A 24,233-nucleotide genomic window follows, 5' to 3' on the forward strand; every position below is an offset into this window, starting at 1 on the left:
AGTTTATATGCGATTATCTGATCTCGAAAAGGAGAACAGACCTTATATTTTCTTATTGATAAAAATTGATGCCTTTTTCTTGGCAAATGGCTTTCATTTTTTGTGCTAACTCTGCCGATTTAGCAACTGACACTTCAATAGGTACTTCAATACTTTCTACAATGAAATCTCCTGATTTTAAATCGCCAACTATAGCAATCATATTCAAATGTTTCCCATCGACTACAGCATGAGCAGCTAGAGGAAACTTGCACCCCCCTTCAATCTCAGCCATAAAAGCACGTTCGGCCAATACCGCAAGTTCAGTTGGCTTATGATTTACCTTTTCAACTACGGCAATAGATTGAGGATCGTTATCTCGAGTTTCAATGGTGATAGCGCCTTGTCCAATTGCAGGAATACATAGATCCACATCTATAAGCATCTCTTCATCAAATTCCTTACTCATGCGATTCATACCGGCAGCAGCTAAAATAATAGCGTCATATTCGCCATCCTGCAATTTCTGCATGCGCGTGTCTATATTACCTCGAATATCTTTAAAATTTGCATCTGGTCGAACATCTGCTAATTGCACTCTTCGACGTGGAGATCCTGTACCCAAGACAAAGCCTTGCGGCATATCGTCGATAGATAACCCATCACGCGTTAAAAACACATCACGAGAATCTTCTCTCTCAGGATAAGCTACCAACTTTAATCCCGCTGGATGAAAACTAGGTACATCTTTCAGACTGTGAATAGCAATATCTGCCTCACCCTCTAAAAGAGCATGTTCCAATTCCTTTACAAACAGACCTGTTGTTCCAAATTCCGTCAAGGAACGATTCAATACACGATCACCTTGTGTACTAAACTTTTTAACTTCGAATTCGATATCTGGATTAGCCTTTTGTAGAAGTTCTACGGTTTGCATGGTTTGGGTATATGCCAATAGGCTGGGACGAGTTGCAACAATTAATTTCTTCTTAAGGGACATAGTCAAACTTGTTGTTTTGAGCACCTTTCACGAATTTAATTTCGTTTAGAATAATGCTAATGATTGAATTAGAGACTGTCAATTATTTTGAAAAATTCAGTCCCACATTTAGTTCACCTAAGGTGCAAAAAAAAGCCATATAAACGTATCTATACAGCTTTAAATTTCAATAAAAATTTTTTATTTCGTTTCAGATTCCTGGAAAATCATATTCAATGTTTCCATAGGACTTGATTGTGTTTTATGATGATCTTTTAGATGACTAATACAAGCTCTGGCTATCTTATTCATCAGATTTGAAGTAATCTTCTCAACACGTTTCAATTCATCATCACTCATCTTCGCTCGATGATATTCTAACTCTTTATCTCGAATTTTATTCAGATTATCCTTTAAAGCGACAATCACAGGAGATAAGAAAGTGACTTCCAACCAACCGTAGAATTCACGAATTGAATCATCGATAATTTCTTCAGCTTGAGGAATACAAGTTAAGCGCTGTTGCATAGCTTCTGAAGTGTGCTCAGAAAGTTCATCAACAGAAATAACCAACACATTTTCCAGAGAATCAATTGCAGTATCCACATTACGAGGTACCGATAAATCAAGAATTAGCTTACATTCTGTAATACCTTCAAAATGTTCCACCATCAGAGTTGGATGAGGAGCTCCAGTTGCAACAATAATCACTTCCGCCTTCTTAACTTCTTCAGTTAAGTGCGACATAGCGCGATAATTAATATCGAATTTTTTAGCTAATGCTTCAGCTTTCTCCACATTTCGGTTCACCAGAGTCAGTGAGCGATTCGCCATATGTTTCACCAAATTGCTACAGGTATCTTTTCCAATCTCACCTGTACCAAAAAGTAAAAAGTTTGCCGATTCCAAATCAGCAACCTTATCTTTTATATACTGTACGGCAGCATGTGAAACAGAAGCAGCACCACGGCTTAATTCCGTTTCATTTTTGATCTTTTTGCTAGCCTTAAATACAAAGGAAAAAAGTCGATTAAGAAATGAATTAATCATCTGATAATTCTCAGATAATTGGTAAGCATTTTTCACTTGCCCTACAATTTGGAAGTCACCGACAATCTGTGAATCGATACCGGAACAAACCTGATATAGGTGTTTGATACAGTCACTTCCCTGAATGGTATAACCATTATAACGGAAATCTTTTTCGTTGCCTTTACAGTAACTTAGGAATAACTTTGTAACTAAATCCATGTCCGAAGTATGGGCATAGATTTCTGTTCTATTACAGGTGGATAAGACAATTAGGCCTTCAACGCCATATTCTTTAGCATCTCGTAGCAATGCTTCCTGATCCATCTGGGTTAATGAAAAACGTCCTCTTACATCCAAAGCCGTTTTACGATATGATACTCCTAAAACAAAAAATTTCTGTAGATTCTCTCTTATTTGCGATGACATAAATTGATCTAATTTTGAGTTCTTCGCTAATATACTAGCACAATATAGGCTTGAGTCCTTACCAAATATATAATTAATTACCGAAAAATAACTATAAATTCTGATCGGTTTTATAATTCAGAAAGAACCAAAATTAGTTAAATAATCCTAAATCTTTTAAATTCAGACTCTAACATCCTAAATCTTCTTCAATAACTTCACACACTTATACTCCTAATAACTCAATACTTATTTGTCTTAGATTGATAAGGGCTAAGGATTATGCATATCCTTATTAAAATAATCAAGGATGGTATTAATCATCTTAATCTTCACATTTGCTTTAACATGCTCGGGTTGCAAGTCACTTACTTTGATATAAAAGCTCAAAGCTTTCGCCATATCTCCAAGTTGATGATGAATCTCACCAATCATGAAATTAGCTTCTATGTGATTTGGATCCAAATCTACAACCTTTTGATAATCGCTTTGTGCTAATTGAAACTCTTCAGCCTCAAAGAGTAACTTAGCGTTTGATAATATATCTTGAATTTCTGCCATCTTATTTATATGAATATCCTGCAAATCTAGTCATTCCAGACATTTTTGCCTATAAATAAAGATAAGAAAATCGTTTTTTATTTTATATCTGGCTAAAAGTCCGCTTTAAAGCATTATCACAGACATAATTCAATGCTTAGTCTTAAAAATAAATTGCGTCATCTGTATCTAAAGAGGAAATTAATCGAGATATGACCAAAGTAATTTCACGGCCTGACCATAGTAATTATTCCCAAATAAATTAAGGTGGTTCAAAACATGGTAAAGCATATAAATATTCTGTCGATAATCGTAGCCTTGAGGTAAGGGATAAGTATTCTGATAGCTGGAATAGAAACTGGCATCAAATCCACCAAAGAGTCTTGTCATTGCCAATTCAGCTTCACGATGACCGTAATAGACAGCAGGATCGATTAAACATGGCTGTGATTGTGAATCACATAGGAAATTTCCCGACCACAAGTCACCATGCAATAAAGCTGGTTTTTCCTCACTACCTTCCAATATCTCTTCTATCCTATTTTCCAACAGAATGAAACCGTTCTTTAACTCTGGCCCCACCATACCTTTTGCCTCAGCAAGCTTGTATTGATAAAGTAATCGTTTATTATAGTAAAAATCACACCAGTTTTCAGCCTCAACCTTGTTACAAGTATTAATTTGAGGCGTTTTTCCAATGTAATTATCTTGAGGAAAACCAAAACGGAGCGCACCATATTGATGCAGTCGTGCTAACTGTCGACCGAATTTTGAAAAGAAATCGAAGTGCTGCTCACCTAAATGAATTTGCTCCAAAAGCAAACAGTCCTGATCAACAAAAAGAACTTCAGGTACACGAATGCAGGCGGCCTTTTTTAACTCATGCAAACCTTTGGCTTCCTTTTCAAATACATCAGGAGCCGAACAAGCCGTTTTCATAAAACAAGTACTACCCTTTTCAAAAGTAAGTAACTCAGCTTTTGAAATACAGCCACCACCAATCGATTTTGTGGACAGAACTTTTTGTCCTGCCCAATCTTCAACCTTAGATATGATTGTTCTATATTTTTCCATTCAAGTGATTTAACAAGCCATCACAAGCATCTTCAAGTAAATCTAAAACCAACTCGAAACCTGCTTCGCCTCCATAATATGGATCGGGTACTGTCTTGTAATGCTTATATTTCGAACAATAATCTGTCATTTTAACGATCTTTTTCAAATCAGCCTCATTTCTGGCTTGAGATTGTAGATCTTTTATATTCTGATCATCCATCCCAATGATCAAGTCAAACTTATCAAAATCTGTTTTAGATCTGAATTGACGTGAGATACTTATCAAATCATAGGAACGACGAGCAGCATGAACACGCATTCTACTATCGGCTCTTTCACCTTCGTGATGACCAATAATACCCGCTGAGTCGCATGTAATATAAGACGATTTACCTGCTTTTTCAATAACAGTATTCATAACTGCTTCTGCACTCGGAGAGCGACAAATATTACCTAAACAAACAAATAATAAGGTCTTGGTCATTTCATTTTCCATAGATAGATTCAATTCTTGATTTATATAGCTTATTCTAATAATTTGCCAAAATTACGGAATTGCTATTAAAATCAACCCGTAAAAAAATCAAAAACATTACCTAACTGACTGGTGGTTCCTTTATAGATCTCAGTGTATTTGCAGCGGGTACAAGTAAGGGTGGTAAATTTCTTGTTTTGTATATCGAATATTTTGGCAAAGACACCACCAGTAGCTCGAAACTCATCCGTTTCGTAGTTCATATTACCACACTTTACACAAATATATTTGGATTGATTCATATCGTTTATTTTCATTTATAAGTTAAATATAATAAAATATGCGGATAAGATACCCATCTACTTTAAACGAAAAATGGTCGACACCTGAGGTATCGACCATTAATCTTTTGTTTTTATTCTACAATTAAGCTTTGTGCTTCTTTAATGAATTATAAGTCAAATATCCTCCCAATAAAATGAATGGTATACTCAACCATTGTCCCATATTTAAGGACATGCCTTCTTCAAACGCCTCTTGGTTCTCTTTTATAAATTCTATAAAGAATCGAGCTGTAAAAATCAGCATAAAGAACGTTCCTATCAAACGTCCTGAAAACTCTTTGGCATTGGTTTTCCAATACATATACATTAGGATACCAAAACTAAACAGATAACATAGGGCTTCGTATAGCTGTGCCGGATGACGCACTGTCAATGGATCAACGGGATGCCCATTAATAGATAGAACTTTAACGAACTGAAATCCCCAGGCAAGATCGGTTTGCGTTCCAATAATCTCCGAATTCATCAAATTACCTGTACGGATAAAGAAACCAGCTAATGCCACAGGAATTGCCACTCTATCAAGAATCCACAACATCGATTTCTTACTCACTTTCTTAGAGTAAAAATAAAGAGCCGTTAAGATTCCAATCGTCGCTCCATGAGAGGCTAATCCGCCATGCCAAATCTTTAATATCTCTGCTGGATGTTGAGAGTAAAATTCCCAACCATAAAAGATAACATGACCTAAGCGCGCTCCAATAACTGTTGCTATTAAGGTATACATGAATAATTTCTCGAGCCATTCCAAGGGAATACCTTCCTTCTTAAACATTCGCTCAACAAGTTGATAACCCAGTAAAAACCCAAGAGCAAACAGTAAACCATACCATCGTACAGCAATTGGACCAATCTTAAATATTTCAGGATCTACATCCCAAAGAATTGATAGTAGCATATTATTTGATATTATTATTTATATGAGAATTGAGAAAAATCCAGTCTTCTCAATTCTCATAAATTTCTTAAGCTGGCATTCCTTTACCATGACATTGCTTAAATTTCTTTCCGCTACCGCAAGGACAAGATTCGTTACGACCCACTTTCTGAACATTACGAACGGGCTCAGCTTTTTTAGGCTCTTTTCTTCCGTCGGCACCTAAATCATCTTTCGACGTTTTAAGACCACTCATATCAGTACGACGACGCTCTTTTGCTTCCTGAATTTCATCATTCATTTGCAATGGTATGTGTCCTTTCATAAGAGTTGCAACGACCGATTTGTTGGTCGTCTCAATCATACTTTTAAATAAATTGAAAGATTCAAACTTATAAATCAACAAAGGATCTTTTTGCTCATATGAAGCATTCTGAACCGATTGCTTCAAATCATCCATTTCACGTAAGTGCTCTTTCCAAGAATCATCAATTGTCGCAAGAATGGCCACTTTTTCGTAAGCACGAACTAATTCTTCAGCTTCAGTTTCGTATGCTTTCTTAAGGTTTGTTACAACCTGGAAGTTCTTAGTTCCATCAGATATAGGGACAACAATATTCTCATACATTCCAGACTTAGTCTCATAAACATCCTTAATAACAGGATAAGCCTGCTTACTAATGGTCTCAACTTTACGCTTATGAGCATCTAAAACGACTTCATATATTTTCTGAGAGATATCTTCCGGCTTCTCTTTCATGAATGCCTCTTCTGTTATTGGAGACTCGATAGAAAGAACACGAATTAATTCTAATTTGAAATCTTCATAGTCACCACCATGGTATTCATTAACCAAAGACTCAGAAACATCGAACATCATATTTGCAATATCAACTTGGATACGCTCACCAAATAAGGCATGACGACGACGCTTGTAGATTACCTCACGCTGAGAATTCATAACATCATCGTACTCAAGCAGACGCTTACGAATACCGAAGTTATTCTCTTCAACTTTTTTCTGTGCACGTTCAATAGATTTTGAAATCATCGAATGAGAAATGACTTCACCATCTTCAATTCCCATTCTATCCATCAATTTTACGATACGATCAGAGCTAAAAAGACGCATCAAGTCATCTTCTAAAGAAACGAAGAATTGAGAAGAACCGACATCTCCCTGACGACCTGCACGACCACGTAGCTGACGATCGACACGACGAGAATCGTGACGTTCCGTACCGATAATAGCTAAACCTCCAGCAGCTTTTACTTCTTCGCTCAACTTAATATCGGTACCACGACCCGCCATATTGGTTGCAATCGTAACGGTTCCTTTATAACCTGCTTCAGCAACAATATCTGCCTCACGCTGGTGTAATTTTGCATTTAGGACATTGTGCTTAATGCCTCTTAGCTTCAACATTCGGCTCAAAAGCTCCGAAATCTCTACTGAAGTGGTACCGACCAATACTGGACGACCTGCTTTTACAAGTTCTCCAATTTCATCGATAACTGCATTGTACTTTTCACGCTTGGTTTTATAGACTAAATCTTCTCTATCATCACGAGAAATAGGACGATTGGTTGGAATAACAACCACATCCAACTTATAGATGTCCCATAATTCACCAGCCTCAGTTTCAGCAGTACCCGTCATACCCGAAAGCTTGTGGTACATTCTAAAATAATTCTGAAGCGTAATAGTCGCAAATGTTTGAGTTGCAGCTTCTACTTTCACACTTTCTTTAGCTTCAATCGCTTGGTGAAGTCCATCAGAATAACGACGACCTTCCATAATACGACCGGTCTGCTCATCAACAATCTTCACCTTACCATCCATAAGGACATACTCTACATCCTTTTCGAAAAGTGAATAAGCCTTTAATAATTGATTGATAGTATGAACTCGCTCCGATTTAACAGCATAACTCTGGATCATTTCATCCTTAGTCTTCAGTTTTTCTTCATCAGTCATATTTGACTTCTCAATCTCTGCAACTTCAGATCCAATATCTGGCAATACAAAGAATGCAGCATCATCACTATAATCAGTAATTAAGTCGATACCCTTATCGGTCAACTCAATTGAGTTTTGTTTCTCATCAATAACAAAGTACAAGTCATCAGTAATGATATGCATGTTTTTGTTATTCTCTTGCATGTAGAAGTTCTCAGTCTTAATCAATAAAGCCTTATTTCCCTGCTCACTTAAGAACTTAATAAGCGGCTTCATTTTTGGCATTCCCTTATAGGTTCTAAGCAATAAGTTAGCACCTTGTTCCTGCTCCTTCTTATCTTCGCTTTTTAGAAAACGCTTGGCATCGGTAAACATTCCCATCACCAACTCAGATTGAGCCTTTGCTAACTTTTGCACCTTAGGCTTCAACTCATCATATAATTGATGCTCACCTCTTGGAATTGGTCCTGAAATAATCAAAGGCGTACGAGCATCATCAACTAATACCGAGTCAACCTCATCGACAATTGAATAATTATGACGTCGCTGAACCAAATCTTTAGGATTGGTTGCCATATTGTCACGTAGGTAATCAAAACCAAATTCATTATTTGTTCCGAAGGTAATATCACAAGCATATGCCGTACGACGCTCATCAGAATTTGGAGTGTGCTTATCGATACAGTCAACTGACAATCCATGGAATTGATAGATAGGTCCCATCCACTCCGAGTCACGCTTAGCCAAGTAATCATTCACTGTAATGACGTGAACTCCTCGTCCTGTAAGTGCATTTAAGAAAACCGGAAGCGTCGCAACAAGGGTCTTACCTTCACCTGTTGCCATCTCAGCAATTTTTCCCTGATGCAATACAACTCCACCAATCATTTGTACATCGTAGTGAACCATATTCCACACAACCTCTGTACCTCCAGCAGTCCATGAATTGAAATAAACAGCCTTATCTCCATTAATTTGAACATGATCAGCACGAGCTGCCAAATCACGGTCAAACTGAGTTGCAGTTACTTCAATCTCTTCGTTTTCAGTAAAACGACGAGCCGTTTCTTTTACAATACAGAAAGCTGCAGGTAAAATCTGATCCAGAACTTCCTCAATTTTATCATCGATACTTTTTTCAATAATATCGATTTTATCATAGGTTTCTTCCTTCTCATTCACAGGTAGATCACCTTTTTCTATCTTTTCTTTTAAAGCTACAATTTCATCCTTTTCAGCTTTAATATAATCTTGAATCTTGTTTTTCAACAATTGAGATTCGGCACGTAGTCCATCAACATCTAAGTGCTTAATTCTGTCGTATTCCTTATTTATGCTCGTCAAATACGGCGCCAATTCCTTAAGGTCTCTATCTGATTTATTACCAAACAGTTTACCTAGTGTTTTATCTATAAAACTCATCTATTTATTTGTCTATTGATTTTAAAAAGGAGCAGTTGCATTCAAATCAAAATTCTATTGATTTAAAAATGATCAACTACGATTAATTACATACTCATTATTTAATTCAGAGTTTGAACTAAATAAATTTGTACCGATATCAGAGTATTAAGATAAACCTGGAGCACGTATACTATTGGATCCGGCAAAAAAGATTGATTCATATTGAAAATCAAAAGCTATACTTGCTTCTGGTATATCAATACAAAGTGGTTCATATAAATGAACTGCATCCGAATTTAAGTGTGGAAATTTTGGTAATTTCTTGATCAACGGTAAAGTCAAGCTTTTTGCCGTATAAATATCTGAAATTTCCGAAGAAGTTTGGGTAGGAACAAGAATTGGGAGATTATAGCAATCTTCCAAACTATCAGAATGATCGGCATACCAAGCAGCAAAACGTTGCACATCATCAACCAGTTCCTCATAATCTACATTAGGAACGGCCGATGCACATGCTGTTAGCACCGAAAAAACGACAATAAGATACCTGTTCATATCCATGGGAATCAAAAGTAATTAATTTTATTGAAAAGCCTAAGACTTAGGTCAGGACTTTATGAAAAAGAAGCATTAATTTCTTAAACGGAATCACCCATCGATTTTCACAAAAAAAAAAGCCTGCTAGGATACACTAGCAGGCTTTTCAATATATTATAAATTCAATTAAGCTTTTGTTGCATCAACAAATACTCTTGCTTTGAATTCTTTATCCATCATATAAAGACCTTGACCTTGGCAGTTGAACATTTTTAACTGATCGATTATTTCACCAACAGTAGCTTCCTCTTCAACCTGCTCGTCAACAAACCACTGTAAGAAATTTACGGTTGCGTGATCTCTTTCATCCATCGCTACATTAACACATTCGTTAATCAAACCAGTCACAATTTCTTCATGTTTCAATGTTTCCTGATAAATATCTAAAACACCATCCCACTCCGTTCTAACAGCAGCTATAGGCTCAAGAATAACACGCCCACCTCTCTCATTTACAAAATATTGCAATTTAAGGGCATGAGAAATCTCTTCCTGAAACTGTACGTGCATCCAATTAGCAAAACCTGGCATTCCATTAGCATTCAGGTAATTTGACATTGACAAATAGAAGTATGCCGACCAAAATTCTTTATTAATTTGGTTATTTAAGATCGCTTCTACATTCTTATTAAGAGCCATAATATTATTTTTAGTGTTGTTTATTTGATTTTTCTGATTCAAAAATAAGGCTAATTTATGATTTAGACATGATTTTAAATAGAAAACCATTTAAATCATAAACAATCGAAACCTTTAAAGATTTGCAAAGAAATCATTCCCCTTATCATCTACGATAATAAAAGCAGGGAAATTCTCAACACGAATCTTACGAACTGCTTCCATCCCTAACTCTGGGAAATCAATCACTTCAATCGATTTGATACTATTTTTAGCTAATACTGCTGCAGGTCCACCGATCGAACCAAGATAGAATCCACCATTTTCTTTACAGGCATCAGTAACAGACTTGTAACGATTACCTTTAGCAACCATCACCATAGAACCACCAAGCTTCTGAAATGGACCTACATAAGAATCCATACGTCCTGCAGTTGTTGGTCCAAAACTTCCTGAAGGCATGCCCTTAGGTGTTTTCGCTGGTCCAGCATAATATACCGGATGATTCTTGAAATACTCAGGCATTTCTTTTCCTTCATTCAACATTTGTTGAATTCTTGCATGAGCCATATCACGAGCAACAATCAAAGTTCCATTTAAACTCAAACGAGTTTTAACTGGATATTTCGACAATTCTTTTAGAATATCTTCTATTGGCTGATCCAAATCGATCTCAACAGCATCCTTCAAGTGTGGCGCCTCTTTTGGCAAATACTTAAATGGCTCTGTCTCTAGTTCTTCCAAGAAAATACCATCTTCGTTGATCTTCGCTTTGATATTTCTGTCAGCCGAACAACTCACTCCTAATCCTACAGGACATGAGGCTGCATGACGAGGCAAACGAATCACTTTCACATCGTGAACAAAATATTTACCACCAAACTGAGCTCCAATTTCGCTATTACGACAAATATCTACAACTCTTTTCTCCCACTCCAAATCACGAAAAGCCTGACCACCTTCATTACCTTCGTTTGGTAAATGATCATAATAACCTGCTGAAGCTTTTTTCACAGTCGCAAGATTAGATTCTGCAGATGTTCCACCAATGACCAAAGCCAAATGATAAGGCGGACAAGCTGAAGTACCAAGATCTTTAATCTTTTCAGTAATAAACTTGGTCAAATTTTCTTCATTCAACAAAGCTTTAGTTTGCTGATACAAAAATGTCTTATTTCCTGAACCACCGCCCTTAGTTACGAATAGGAATTCATAGGCTTTACCCTGATTGGCATAAATATCGATTTGTGCAGGTAAATTATTTCCAGTATTCTTCTCTTCGAACATGCTAAAAGGCACAACCTGAGAATAACGCAGATTACGTTCCTGATATGTATCATAAACACCCTGCGATAAATGCTTTGCATCATCAACACCAGTGTAAACATCCTCTCCCTTTTTAGCAACAACGATGGCAGTACCCGTATCCTGACAAGTAGGTAATTCACCTTCAGCAGCCACAACCTGATTCAAAAGCATCGTATGTGCTACGAATCTATCATTATCTGAAGCTTCAGGGTCCTGAAGAATAGTTCTAAGATTTTCAAGGTGTGCTGGACGTAAATAAAAAGAAACATCTGCAAAAGCTTGCTTCGAAAGCATTTCAAGTCCCTTAGGATCTACTTTTAAGATTTTTCTTCCCTCAACTTCGATTGTTGACACAAAATCTTTGGTTAACAAGCGATATTTCGTTGTATCCTTTGTTATAGGAAATGGTTTTTGGTAGTTAAAATCGGACATCTTTATAGCTTTAAAATTTGAATAGTCTAATCTAATTTGAATCTATAATTGGACAAAATCCATCTATAGACTCACAAATTTAAACAATAATATAGATAGAGTCCATTTTTAGAAGGTGTATTCTACAACATTTTGGTTATATAACATATTTCATCTACAGAATAGATAATCACGGTTCACACACCCAAGCAACAGCAGCCTCAAGAGTTGAGAAGGGTTTGGTCCTCAATTTTGTGCTTACTGTATTACCAATGATGACAAGTGCAACTTGCAAAGGAGATATTGTTATTGCAGCAAATTTATATTTATATAATTCGGGGTTATTTTTCAAAAAGCTAGAAACTCGTTTGAAAACATTGGTATTGATCTCAAACTTCACATTTCGCAAATCCGTGATAACACCCGGGACATTATTTGCGAGCATTTCCATACCCATAATTTCCTCAAAGGAGGCTATCACGTCTTCAATGCTCGCATCATCAGAAAACTCTCTAAGAAGAATTTTTTGATCAAAAAAATCCAGAAATGAATACTTAACATTGGACATATTATTATTGCTTTTTACACACTAAAACAAAATACATGAAAAAATGAATTATAACAGACATTAAAATATCTTATATAACACATCTGAATTATCCATAATTAATACCCCAAAGCATCCAAGACCTTCTCATTCAAATATCTATTCTCACCTTTGTATGGGTAACAATGAATATGAATTGCTGGGTTAAAGTTCATCTCAATAATTGAATAATTTTGTTCTGTAGCAGGAGTGGTAACATCAATAATCATCATATCCAAACCTGTAATTTCAACATCCAAAGCCTTAGTTGCTTTTATGGCAATGTCTTTATAGGATTGATGAATATCATCTGTAAAGTCGATACTATCACCACCTGTACTTATATTTGAATTCTCTCGTAAATAAATAATCTCATCTGTATTAGGAATACTGTCAAAAGTCAGATTTTGATCAGCTAAAAACATGGCTTCTGCTTCGCCTAGGTTTATTTTCTCTAGAGGTGTTACGTAACCCTTTCCACGTAATGGATCCAGATTTTTTTCCAAAACCAATTCCCTAATAGATGATTTCCCATCGCCTTTTACATTTGCAGGAACACGATGTAAAATACCTACAACCTTTTCGCCCATCACAAAAAAGCGAAATTCTCTACCAGGGACAAAATCTTCAATCAGGATACTATTATCATGCTCAAAGGCAATTTCAACAGCTCGCTGATACACCTCTTCTTTGTTATTTTCTTTGAGAATACTTATGCCTAATCCAAAATTTGTAGACTTCGGTTTAATGACAATGGCACGCCCTTCAAAAAGTTCAAAATCTGAAAGCGCCTTTTCCTTGAACAAATAATTCATTCCACCTGGCACACTGATTCCAAACTCGTCCAAAATGGTTTTAGTCACCAACTTATTCTCCATCATTAGAACTGAGCTGTAATTATCCAAAGATGTACGAGTCGCTTGCATCACATACTCAACCTTATCGCCCTGTTTTAAGCGCACAAAATTCTCATTCTGATCAAGAATCTCAAATTCAACACCTCGGCGCAAAGCAGCCTTAAGCAACAACTGAGTAGACAGTTCTAAATTTTCAAAGCCATGAAAACGGAAACTACTAAGCTTGCTCTCAAGCTGATATTTTTTTGCTTGCTTCATATGAAATGAAATAAAGCCTTCTTTCAAGATATCCTCTCTTATTTTCAGAGATGCACGCACCACTGTCCCATTCATCAGATCTTCACAATGCTTCATTGCTGAAATATACCGCTCATTATCTTCTAATTGCGCTACATTTAAAAAATTCTTAATTTCTGAATAGATCTCTTTCGCATAATCGCTAGCTAAAATATCTTCGCCTTCAAATTTTGAAAGCTTCAAGTCTGGTTTAAGTCCATAACAAGCAACAAGATCTTGGTTATTTGCTGCAATTTCTTGCTGCCTTTCATCGTAATGATCTGGCTCGTCTTTAAATAGACAATGTAATAGAAATAGATGTACCAGATTCAATCTATCTTTCGATATTCCTGCTTTTTCATATGGGTCGAGATCCAATAAACGAACTTCAACATGAGAAATTCTTTCATTATCATCGAACTTTAATCGAATAGGTAAATAAAGCTCCTCATGACCTATTAACCGCCCTTCATCCACCAGTTTAGAAATTGATTTTGAAAAGGCATCCAAGCTATTGAAATCGACAAAATATTCTTCTTCATTGCTATAACCACCTGAGCTAGTGCGAATAGAAACGGCATGACCACATACAACGGGTTTCTTCTCTCCTGTTTTTAACGATTTCATTTTAAACGATGGATCAGAAACAGGACTCGAACCAAAAAGCCAAACCAAGAACCAACGGTAACGCATAAAGTTACGGAGCATCTTCAAGTACAAAGTCTCTCTAAATGTCTCGGCATCACCATCTGGACAACAAATCCTAATCAACTTTTTTTCCAGTCGATCAGACAAAGAGAAATTGTAATGAATACCAGTCAGCATTTGTCTTTCTCTACCGTAACGCTTAGCCAAAACCTCACGATAACGTTCTTTACTCAATCCCTTATCGCCAAACTGAGCAATAGGAATATTTTCTTCATCTGGTAACAATGGAGGCAGCGATTGTGGCCATAACAACTCTTCCCCAATATTTTGAGTCACCACGTCATGAAGTGTTTCTAAAAAACCATGCACTTTATCAACACTATCGAGTGGAGGGGTAATCATCTCAACCTGAGATTCAGAAAAATCAGTGGTTATATAAGGGTGTTGGAACTTATCGCCTAATATTCCAGGGTGAGGAGTTGTAGCCATACGACCATCTTTATCCACACGTACATTTTCTTTTTCTATCCCAAATTTACCATCGCATATACTGCTACGGATACTTTTATGTTCTAATACCTCAAATAGGTTTTTATGTATGGTTTTCATATTTCTAAAATTTGATTTTGTCACAAACAAGTCGCTCAAATAATTTTTTCTCTACGAGCAAACATAGGATCAAAGCTCGTTTCATATGATCTTATTTCTTAATGAGTCGTCAAATATTTAATACTTGAAAAAAGTCCAAGTTATTATAGACGACTATTTCTGAGTCGTTACATATATCTAATTCTATAATTTTCCGTAATTATTTAATAGTTTCTTGCTGAAAACAAATACTTTCTCAAAACGTAAATTATACTTTCTAAAATAAGCTTTTAAAATGAAAAACAACAAGACTCCTTTTATAATACTGCTAAGGCTAATACTCCACCACACTCCATTTAAACTAAGGATCGTACAAAAACCTAACACATAAGCAAAAGGAATACGCATACTCGTAAAAATCACACTGACAATAGCTGGAACCGATGTTTTACCAACACCATGAAAAACTGCCGCAGCAATCATTTCCATACACATAAATAACTGTGAGATAGCCAATATCTGCAAATAATTCTTACCCATTAAAATACTTTCTTTTTCGGGAACAAATATTGAGAATAAAGTTTCCGGAATTAGCAAAAACATAAGTGTGGTTAATAAGCCTACAACAAATGCCATTTGCCAGGCAGCACGAAAAACTTTAGGAATCTGATCGAAGTCCTTAGCTCCAAAATGTTTCCCCACTGTAATTGTAACTGCTTGCATTAAACCGCCTACAATCATAAAGGTAAAAGCTTCGATCTGTACCCCAATTTTCTGTACTGCAATAGCTGTTGGTCCCCATTCGGCAATAATCCGAGCCATTACGATATATATTAATGAGAAAGATATCCGCTGAAAAGCTGCTGGAAAACCAACTTTAATGATAGACTTAACTTTATCTAAATGTGGAAAATAACCTTTAAACCTAATAGACGAACTTCGTTGGAAAGCAAAAATAAAATAGATTAATGACACAGAACGCCCAATAATGGTTGCATAAGCTGCACCATCTACACCTAGATCTAAAAGAAAAATAAAAATCGGATCTAATAAGATATTAAGAGACGTTCCAACCAAACTTGCCTTGAGTGAAATTTTAGTTTTACCCTGAGCATTAAATACCGAGATAAAAAACAAGTTTGTAAAATTAAGAACACTACCACTTGCTGCAATAATCAAATACGAAGTTGCCATCTCATTGACATGAGCATCCTTCATTTCAAAAAAACCAATAAATTCATCTGGCCAAGCCAGTAATACTGAAGTAAATAGGACTGAGAGAAAACTAATACCCCAAAGACCAGAAATTGCAAATCGTCCTGCTGATTTCCAATCTTTTGCACCTATCGAGTGCGCAATCTTAACATTAACACCTACTGTAATAACTGATGCCAGAGCCCAACCTATATTAATAAAAAAGCCTGCCGAGCCAACCGCTGCCACTGCACTACTCCCCAATGCCCCGACCCAAATCATATCGGTTAGGTTGTAAGCCGTATGTAAGAGGTGAGCTCCAATTATGGGTAGAGCCAAAGTCAATAAATCTTTACCCACCTTAGAAAGAGACAATTGACTCTTAATATTTCTTAATATTCTATATATCATTAATGCTTTGCCTCTCTTCAGTCTTGGATAAGTAATAAAATCACGCCTCCGCGCAAGTTCACACAAAAGTATCTATTGCAATTTGATTGTCAAAATTGAAATAAGTTTTAACAAATTATTAATTAAGCGAATTAAAAACATCTGGTTCAAACAGTCTAATATACTCACAAGTTCTTCATTAAACTAAAAATTATAAAAGTCGAAATCCTACGGATTATCATTTTTAAAATTTAGTTTGAATCCTTAAGTTTAATCTGACTAATTTATTAATTTCGCTGTACGACTACAAAACGCATTCTGCACAAACACACAAACCCACATCCATGATACATCAACTTCTGAAACAGCAATTTGGCTTTCAATCTTTCGGCAAAGGTCAAGAAGAAGTGATTACAAAAATTACGAATAGAGAATCGGCTATTGCTATTTTCCCTACCGGATCGGGTAAATCCTTGTGTTATCAGCTACCTGCTTTAACTCTGCCAAATCTAACTTTAGTTGTTTCTCCCTTATTAGCTTTAATTCAAGACCAACTTGACTTTCTTCATTCAAAAAATATTTCCGCTGTTCGAATTGATTCTAGCCTCTCAAGAGAAGAGGAAGTAGAAGTGATGAAAGGTATCAAGGAAAATAAGCATAAGATATTAATGATATCTGTTGAACGATTTAAAAACGAACGCTTTCGTCGCTTCCTAAAAGAGATCCCTATTTCGCTACTAGTAGTTGACGAGGCACACTGTATTTCAGAGTGGGGACATAATTTCCGCCCAGATTACTTAAAACTTCCTGCCTATCAAAAGGAGTTTAATATTGAGCAAAGCCTATTACTGACAGCTACGGCAACACCAAAGGTTATCGAAGATATGTGCAAGAAGTTTGACATTTCTAAAGAGAATGTGAATGTCACTGGCTTTTACCGCTCTAATCTGAACTTACAAGTTCTACCCGTTAAACAAGTTGATAAGAATAAGATCTTAGCCGACATGCTTTCAAATAAACAAGAGGAAGCAAGCATCATCTACGTAACGCTTCAAAAAACGGCTGAAGATGTAGCCAGATTTCTGAGCTCAAATGGTATTGCCGCAACGGCCTACCACGCTGGCTTGAAAAATGAGATGAGAGAAGATATACAGAATCGCTTTATGAAGAGCGAAATTAATTGCGTCGTCGCTACGATTGCCTTTGGAATGGGTATTGACAAAAGCAACATCCGCAATGTGATTCATTACGATTTACCTAAGTCTATAGAAAACTATTCTCAAGAAATTGGACGTGCAGGCAGAGACAACCAGCCATCAAACTGTGTGGTCTTAGCTAATAGAGACAACGTTAACATACTTGAGAACTTTGTGTTTGGCGATACACCTGAATATGAGGGGATCAAAAAACTATTGGATATTATTCAAGCCGCTGGTGAAATTTGGGATGTTAGATTAATTAATATTCCTGCGCTTTGCAACATCCGTATGCTGCCCATTAAAACTTTATTAGTTTATCTTGAAATTATGGGTATTCTCAAGCCTCTAAACTCCTACTTTGCCACGTATCGATTCACTCTAAATATTGATGACCAAATCATTATTAACAAGTTTAAAGGAGAACGGAAAGAATTCATTCAAGAAGTTTTTAACACTTGTAATAAGGCTAGAAAATGGTGGACTGTTGATTTCGATAATATCAAACAAAATCCTAAGTTAGATCGCCAACGCATTATTGCAGCTCTTGAATACTTTAGCGAGCAAGGCTGGTTAATATTAGAAGCTTCTCAAATGGCAGATGTTTTCTCTATTAAGAATTCCGACTTCGACACCGAAAAATTAGCAAAAGAACTATTCGACAAATTCAAATTAAAAGAAGGGGCTGAAGTCAAACGAATTGAAAATATGATCTCCTTGTTTGAATCAGAAAGCTGTTTGAGTACAAAACTAGCAGCCTATTTTGGAGAAAAGTTACCAATGGACAATTGTGGACATTGCTCCGTTTGTTCATCGGGCGCAATAAAAGTAGCTCAAACAGATTCTCTCCCCAATATAGAGAACTACAGTTTCGAAGAACTGACTCAAAAGCTCATCGATAGCTTGAAGGGAAATGAAAGTCCAGAATTGATCACCAAATTCCTATGTGGAATCTACACACCTAAATTCACAACAATTAAGGCTAAAGGAATGCCTGGCTTTGGGAAACTGGAACGATACCGCTATCAGGACATACTAGATTGGGTTAAGGAAAGTTTATAAGGTCTGAAAAGTCAAAAGGTCTAATTCTTTGATTATAAATAAAATATTAGCCACAATCTCAAGACTGAGATTGTGGCTTTCTTTTTGCCTTATTATTCGGAACAAAACAAGGTCTAATTCTTTTTTATGTTTTTTATATACTATTTAACATTTCGAAATAATATCTTTACTAACATCTAAAAAATAAGCATGCTAACTAAAAAAATAAGTGTAACAATATCATGACCTAATTCGTTATACTTCTTGAAAACCCAAAATCAAATTATGACAAGAAACATTTTCATCCTATTATTCTGCCTATTTTCATTTACAGGCCACACGCAACAATTAAGTGGAAACATTTCAGACCTTGAAGGCAAACCGATTCCCTTTGCCAACATATTTATCAAAGAGTTAGCTACCGGAACCACATCGAATATAGATGGACAATATCATTTAGATCTTCCAGAGGGTGAATGGCAACTTCATTATCGATATATGGGATACAAAACCAAGGAAGTGAAAGTTACTATGGGGCAAAACAATATGGAACTAGATGTTGCCCTTGCCCCCCAAACATACCAACTAAAAGAAGTGAAAATATTGGCAAGTGGCGAAGATCCTGCCTACTTCGTCATGCGCAAGGCTATTGCTATGGGTGATTATTACACCAAACAGGTTAGCGAATATACCAATAAGGTATATTTGAAAGGTACTGGCAAAATCACCAGTGTTCCCAGCTTGTTAAAAAATAAACTAGCAAAAGAAGAGTTTACAGTCGGCAAAGTGTTCGTCACCGAAAACATTTCTAAAATCCATTTCCAACTTCCCAATAAAATTGAAGAAGAAGTCATATCTATTCGGTCTTCAGGTTTAGATGACCAGGTAAATCCAATGCAATTTATTACATTAAATCTTTATAACACACGAGACGAGGGTTTTATATCGCCTTTAGATAAGGCTGCTTTTACAGTTTATAAATTCCAATTTGTATCTGTATTCGAGGATCAGGGCAGAATAATTAATCAGATAAAAGTGACACCTAAAAGAAAAGGAAAAGATTTATTTAATGGCTTTATAAATATCACCGAAACCTTCTGGAACATTCATTCGGCAGACTTGAAACTAAGACTACCCATGACCCATATTCACATGCATCAAATATACGCACCTGTTAGTAAAGATGTTTGGATGCCAGTTAGTCTGGACTACGAAATCAAATTCAAAGGAATGGGCTTCGGTTTGGAAGGTATGTACGTTGCTTCAATCAAAGATTATCAAGTAACATTAAATCCTGATTTAGACCATGACTATCTAAAACAAGAAGAACTGGCTAGAAAACAAGAAACTGAAGATATAAACAAGCTAAGCAATACTGAAGAATCAAAAGTATTATCGGCTAAAGAAATAGAACGCAAAGCTGAAATTCAAACGCTTCTCGAAAAGCCAGATATGAAAAATTCTGATATGCGGAAGCTTGCTCGATTGATGGAAAAAGAGAATTCAAAAAACAAAAAAGAGAAAATTAAAGAGCCGCTTGAGATTAAAATCGAAAAGGTGAAAATGGCTAAAGACGCCAAAACTAAAGATTCGATATATTGGGACGAAATGCGTCCTATCCCACTTTCAAAAGACGAAAAAATCAGTTTTGTAGAAAAAGATTCCATCGTGAAAGTTAAAAATACACCCGAATATAAAGATTCGGTACGTAGGGCTAACAGGGAATTTAAATTCAACCACCTACTTTGGGGCAAAACGTACAGATATAAAGAATCGAACTCACGTTTGTCTACACCGGGTCTATTGGCCTTTGATAAAATCTCATACAATACGGTTCAAGGCTTTACCTTCGATGCGCCTTTCTCCTACACAAAGAAAGATACTATAGGTCATTATTTTGAGATGACATCAAATTTAAGCTATGCTTTCTCACGTGAGCATCTTGATTATACTATAGGAAGCCTATATCGATACAATGGTTTAAAAAGAGCCTGGTTGGGTTTCGAAGCAGGAAGCAAGGCGGTTGATTTCAATGAAACTACTGGCATTAACCCAATGCTCAATGTGGTTACCTCCCTTTATTACAAGGATAATCACATGAAATTGTACGACAAAAACTATATGAAAGTGTGGCATAAAATAGATCTTACCAATGGCCTAAACCTTGGTACAAAATTGGAATATGCCAATAGAAAACAGCTTTATAACAACAATAAATTCTATATATCAGGTCCTGGTGACAATAAATACACGCCAAACATCCCTAAAGGCATAAATCCAGAATTGGTTCGTGATAATAAGGCATTAACCTTTACTGCACAATTAGATTACACTCCGCACCACAGATATATGGTAAAGAAAGGGGTAAAACAAATGACGAGTTATCATTCACAGCCTACTTTTTCTTTACTCTACAAACAAGGGATTAAGGATATATTTGGGTCTGAGACCGATTTTTCATTCTTAGAAGCCTCTGTCAAGCAAGAATTCGAAATAGGATTTAACGATCGACTGGCCTATAGCTTAAAAGCAGGTTCATTTCTATCGGACAAAAAAACCTACTTTTCTGACTATCGCCAATTTGGAACCAGCAAACCTGTCTTTATGATTGGTGGGGATATGAACACATTCCGCTTATTGGATTATTACCAACACGCTACCAATAAAGAATTCGCCGAAGCTCATATCCAATATACCTCCGATCGATTTTTATTAAAACGCCTCCCTATATTGAATAATTCTTTAGTAATACAAGAAAAGGTATTTGTTAACTACCTGACTCATGAAGGGAAAAAGAATTATTGGGAAGCAGGCTATGGCTTAAGCCAAATCTTTCTTCTTCTTGATTTGGAGGTGTTTTGGAGTTTCGACGGGAAACAGCATAAAGAAACAGGATTAAAAATCAAGTTTAATATCTAGGAGCTTATTTTAGAATTTTAAATTATGAGTTAAGAATTATGAATTGGTAATTACGAATTATGAACAAGCATTAAACCCAATAGACTTAAAAGACTCCGAACTCAACATCGGATACTAAATTAAGAATTACGAACTAATACAAACCTCAGTAAACTTACAAGACTCTGACATTAGTATCACTCCCCCTTTTTTAATTTTAAATAATTGATAGGTGTTTTACAATGACCTCTATTTTAAATAGCTTTTGTTTTAGCTCTAAACTTTAGTAAGACCGAGAAGCTGTCCCGAACGATCGGGATGTTCGAAGATCACTCGGCCGCACTTAAGTGTGAGATGAATAAAGAAGTTATTTAAATAGCAGTCTTGAATTTCTTTGCTTCGTTTCTTGTTTCAAGACAAAAATTGGAGCGTAGCGGAAATCGTGAATACAATTGAAATCATGCACAGAATGAACAAATGAAGTTAAATATGGACGAAGTAACAATTTCTAGGATAGTGTTAGTATTACACCTATTATTTCACCTCCTGATTTCTTTACTTTCAGCTTATTTGACTTTCTTTGTGCAAAATTTTAAACATGCCAATAAAACGTCATCCTAACTTACCTTTTGCCCCATCCAAATTCCCAATCTTTTACGGATGGATGGCCATGATTGCTGCCACAATAGGAATCATTTGTTCAATACCAGGCCAAACCATTGGGGTATCGGTTTTTACCGATTACCTAATCGACTCTCTGCAACTCTCTCGTGATGCGCTGAGTTCAGCCTATCTGATTGGCACGGCTATGAGTTCCTTATTCCTGACCAAGGCTGGAAAAGTATACGACAAGTTTGGTGCTCGTTTCACCGCTATTCTTGCGGCTTGTGTTTTAGCACTAACCCTTCTACTCTTCTCCATAAGCGATCATATGAGTAATAGTATTTCTTCGTGGACAGATATTTCATTCTCAGCGGTCAGTTTTGTTTTGGTTTCGGCTCTATTCTTTATGCTTCGATTTTCAGGACAAGGGGTACTGACTTTAGCATCGCGTAATATGCTAATGAAATGGTTTAACAAAAACCGTGGATTAGCCAATAGTATTTCCTCGGCTATTCAATCTTTCGGATTTGCAGTTGCGCCTCTATTTGTAGCCGGTTTAATTCATAGTACCGATTGGAGTGCTGCTTATCTGATTATGGCAGCCATCATCGTCGCTTTTATCATCTTTGCCTATATTTTCTTTAGAGATAATCCGGAAGAATGTGGCTTAATTCCCGATGGGAAGCTTGTAAAAGAAAAGAAAAAGAAGTCTTTTAACGATAGTAACAAACAATTCACACTTAAGGAAGCTAAGAAGACACCTATCTTTTGGGTTTATGCTCTAGCCATTGCCTTTAGTGCCTTCTTTATAACAGGCTTCACTTTCAATGTGGTTTCCATATTCGATATTGCAGGATATAGCGAACAAAAGGCCCTTAGTATATTTATACCTGCTTCGCTTATTTCTATTGTAGCAGCCTTGGCAGGAAATGTCATTAGCGATTATATGCCACTTAAGCGCATTCTAATCATCTATCTAATGGGATGCTTGCTTTCTTGTATTGGCTTATCCTTTCTTTCACATTGGAGTGGCTACTACATTCTAATTCTTGGTAATGGTATTATGGGAGGACTTTTCTCAGTTCTAGCTGCCATCACTTGGCCTCGCTTTTTCGGTAGCGACCACCTGGGTGCTATCAGCGGATTGGCAATGTCACTTATGGTATTTGGCTCTGCTTTGGCTCCCCTTTTCTTTAGCCGAATATTTACATTAACAGGTAGCTACCAACTTGCAGGTCTTGCAGGTGGAGTGTTAGTGATTATCCTGCTTCTGTTCTCTTTAAAACTTAAAAATCCTCAAGAAGATTAATATTCAAGGATAAAAGACATCCGATGAAGCCTTATAGATATTTGAAGCCCAATCTCATAAAAATGAGATTGGGCTTTTATTATTTGCACAAACCCGACAGAGTCGAAGACCTGTTGGAGTTAACCTTTACATCTAAACTCTGACAGGTTTCATTTACATATCTTCTCTTTTATGCTTAACTAGCATTTACAAAACTTCATCCTTTTACCTTACATATAATATGATAGATTATAATTACATTTATAAGCTTAAACTGTCATTGGGGCTTTTACACATGCTTCGAACAAAATGTCTCTTGCAAAAAAAAGTCCATTAGACGTAATTCTAATGGATAACACGATAGATAACAACAATCTACAACAGGTAAATGGGATAAAGCGCATTGCACTTTACGCACTTGTTATGTACAACTAAAATCTTTAAGGAGAGATTAAACCCTCTTTTTTTAGGCTGAGACAAAACGGAGGGGCAAGTTCCTTAAGGAGTAAAAGGACAAGAAAGGCAATGGAAGGCATTGTTCAAGTCTTATGCGGTTCTACCGTGAAAGATCGCTCTTTCAAACGACTGGTATCGTTAACTAAGACTTGGATAAGTTACTGCTTTTTAGAATCAATGTCAAGAGAAGAATGAAATTCGACATTGAAAAACAGTTGCTTACACTT

17 protein-coding genes are annotated in these 24,233 nt (G+C 36.2%); 3 read left to right on the plus strand and 14 right to left on the minus strand.

What is annotated here, in order from left to right:
• Positions 1–52 precede the first annotated feature (52 nt).
• The 14 genes from hemC to DWB61_RS06535 form a co-directional block, all read right to left on the minus strand.
• The gene (gene hemC / locus DWB61_RS06470; protein ID WP_125030079.1) at positions 53–1,003 is read right to left on the minus strand and encodes a hydroxymethylbilane synthase; all 951 of its coding nucleotides are present in this window, start codon (positions 1,001–1,003) and stop codon (positions 53–55) included.
• Positions 1,004–1,159: 156 nt separating this feature from the next.
• A complete protein-coding gene (gene hemA / locus DWB61_RS06475) occupies positions 1,160–2,416 on the minus strand; it encodes a glutamyl-tRNA reductase (RefSeq protein ID WP_125030080.1) in 1,257 nt (418 codons plus the stop codon).
• A 252-nt stretch (positions 2,417–2,668) separates the two neighbouring features.
• Positions 2,669–2,956 (minus strand): tetratricopeptide repeat protein, encoded by a 288-nt coding sequence (locus DWB61_RS06480; RefSeq protein ID WP_125030081.1) that lies wholly within the window; start codon positions 2,954–2,956, stop codon positions 2,669–2,671.
• A 180-nt stretch (positions 2,957–3,136) separates the two neighbouring features.
• Entirely contained in the window at positions 3,137–4,009 is an 873-nt protein-coding gene (locus DWB61_RS06485) for a fructosamine kinase family protein (protein WP_125030082.1), read from the minus strand.
• Positions 3,996–4,487, minus strand: a complete 492-nt coding sequence (locus tag DWB61_RS06490; RefSeq protein ID WP_125030083.1) for a low molecular weight protein-tyrosine-phosphatase — start codon at positions 4,485–4,487, stop codon at positions 3,996–3,998. Before DWB61_RS06490 ends, DWB61_RS06485 begins: the two co-directional genes overlap by 14 nt.
• Positions 4,488–4,558: 71 nt before the next feature.
• Positions 4,559–4,768: a zinc ribbon domain-containing protein gene (locus DWB61_RS06495; RefSeq protein ID WP_125030084.1), complete on the minus strand. Its 210-nt coding sequence runs from the start codon at positions 4,766–4,768 to the stop codon at positions 4,559–4,561.
• Between the two features lie 124 nt (positions 4,769–4,892).
• The gene (gene lgt, locus DWB61_RS06500; protein ID WP_125030085.1) at positions 4,893–5,708 is read right to left on the minus strand and encodes a prolipoprotein diacylglyceryl transferase; all 816 of its coding nucleotides are present in this window, start codon (positions 5,706–5,708) and stop codon (positions 4,893–4,895) included.
• A gap of 67 nt (positions 5,709–5,775) precedes the next feature.
• Positions 5,776–9,069 (minus strand): preprotein translocase subunit SecA, encoded by a 3,294-nt coding sequence (gene secA, locus DWB61_RS06505; protein WP_125030086.1) that lies wholly within the window; start codon positions 9,067–9,069, stop codon positions 5,776–5,778.
• Between the two features lie 147 nt (positions 9,070–9,216).
• Positions 9,217–9,606, minus strand: coding sequence for a hypothetical protein (locus DWB61_RS06510; RefSeq protein WP_125030087.1), 390 nt, complete (start codon positions 9,604–9,606; stop codon positions 9,217–9,219).
• Positions 9,607–9,774: 168 nt separating this feature from the next.
• On the minus strand, positions 9,775–10,287 hold the full coding sequence (locus tag DWB61_RS06515; RefSeq protein WP_125030088.1) for a ferritin: 513 nt from the start codon (positions 10,285–10,287) through the stop codon (positions 9,775–9,777).
• A 114-nt stretch (positions 10,288–10,401) separates the two neighbouring features.
• Complete coding sequence (locus DWB61_RS06520; RefSeq protein WP_125030089.1) at positions 10,402–12,006, minus strand: fumarate hydratase; 1,605 nt, start codon at positions 12,004–12,006, stop codon at positions 10,402–10,404.
• A gap of 169 nt (positions 12,007–12,175) precedes the next feature.
• Positions 12,176–12,553, minus strand: a complete 378-nt coding sequence (locus DWB61_RS06525) for a hypothetical protein (protein WP_125030090.1) — start codon at positions 12,551–12,553, stop codon at positions 12,176–12,178.
• Between the two features lie 98 nt (positions 12,554–12,651).
• Positions 12,652–14,961, minus strand: coding sequence for a bifunctional glutamate--cysteine ligase GshA/glutathione synthetase GshB (gene gshAB / locus DWB61_RS06530; protein ID WP_125030091.1), 2,310 nt, complete (start codon positions 14,959–14,961; stop codon positions 12,652–12,654).
• Between the two features lie 183 nt (positions 14,962–15,144).
• Positions 15,145–16,545 carry an MATE family efflux transporter gene (locus DWB61_RS06535; protein ID WP_125030092.1) on the minus strand — a complete coding sequence of 467 codons (1,401 nt, stop codon included), beginning with the start codon at positions 16,543–16,545 and terminating at the stop codon, positions 15,145–15,147.
• Positions 16,546–16,868: 323 nt separating this feature from the next.
• Here DWB61_RS06535 and DWB61_RS06540 point away from each other — a divergent pair, with 323 nt between their 5' ends.
• The 3 genes from DWB61_RS06540 to DWB61_RS06550 all read left to right on the plus strand — a co-directional run bounded on the left by DWB61_RS06540 (position 16,869) and on the right by DWB61_RS06550 (position 23,571).
• Entirely contained in the window at positions 16,869–18,782 is a 1,914-nt protein-coding gene (locus tag DWB61_RS06540; protein WP_125030093.1) for a RecQ family ATP-dependent DNA helicase, read from the plus strand.
• Positions 18,783–19,046: 264 nt separating this feature from the next.
• Positions 19,047–21,680 carry a DUF5686 and carboxypeptidase regulatory-like domain-containing protein gene (locus tag DWB61_RS06545; protein WP_125030094.1) on the plus strand — a complete coding sequence of 878 codons (2,634 nt, stop codon included), beginning with the start codon at positions 19,047–19,049 and terminating at the stop codon, positions 21,678–21,680.
• Between the two features lie 577 nt (positions 21,681–22,257).
• Positions 22,258–23,571 carry an MFS transporter gene (locus DWB61_RS06550; RefSeq protein ID WP_125030095.1) on the plus strand — a complete coding sequence of 438 codons (1,314 nt, stop codon included), beginning with the start codon at positions 22,258–22,260 and terminating at the stop codon, positions 23,569–23,571.
• The last annotated feature ends 662 nt before the right edge of the window (positions 23,572–24,233 follow it).

Origin of the sequence: Ancylomarina euxina (assembly GCF_003863355.1) — a bacterium.
GTDB classification, from domain to species: domain Bacteria; phylum Bacteroidota; class Bacteroidia; order Bacteroidales; family Marinifilaceae; genus Ancylomarina; species Ancylomarina euxinus.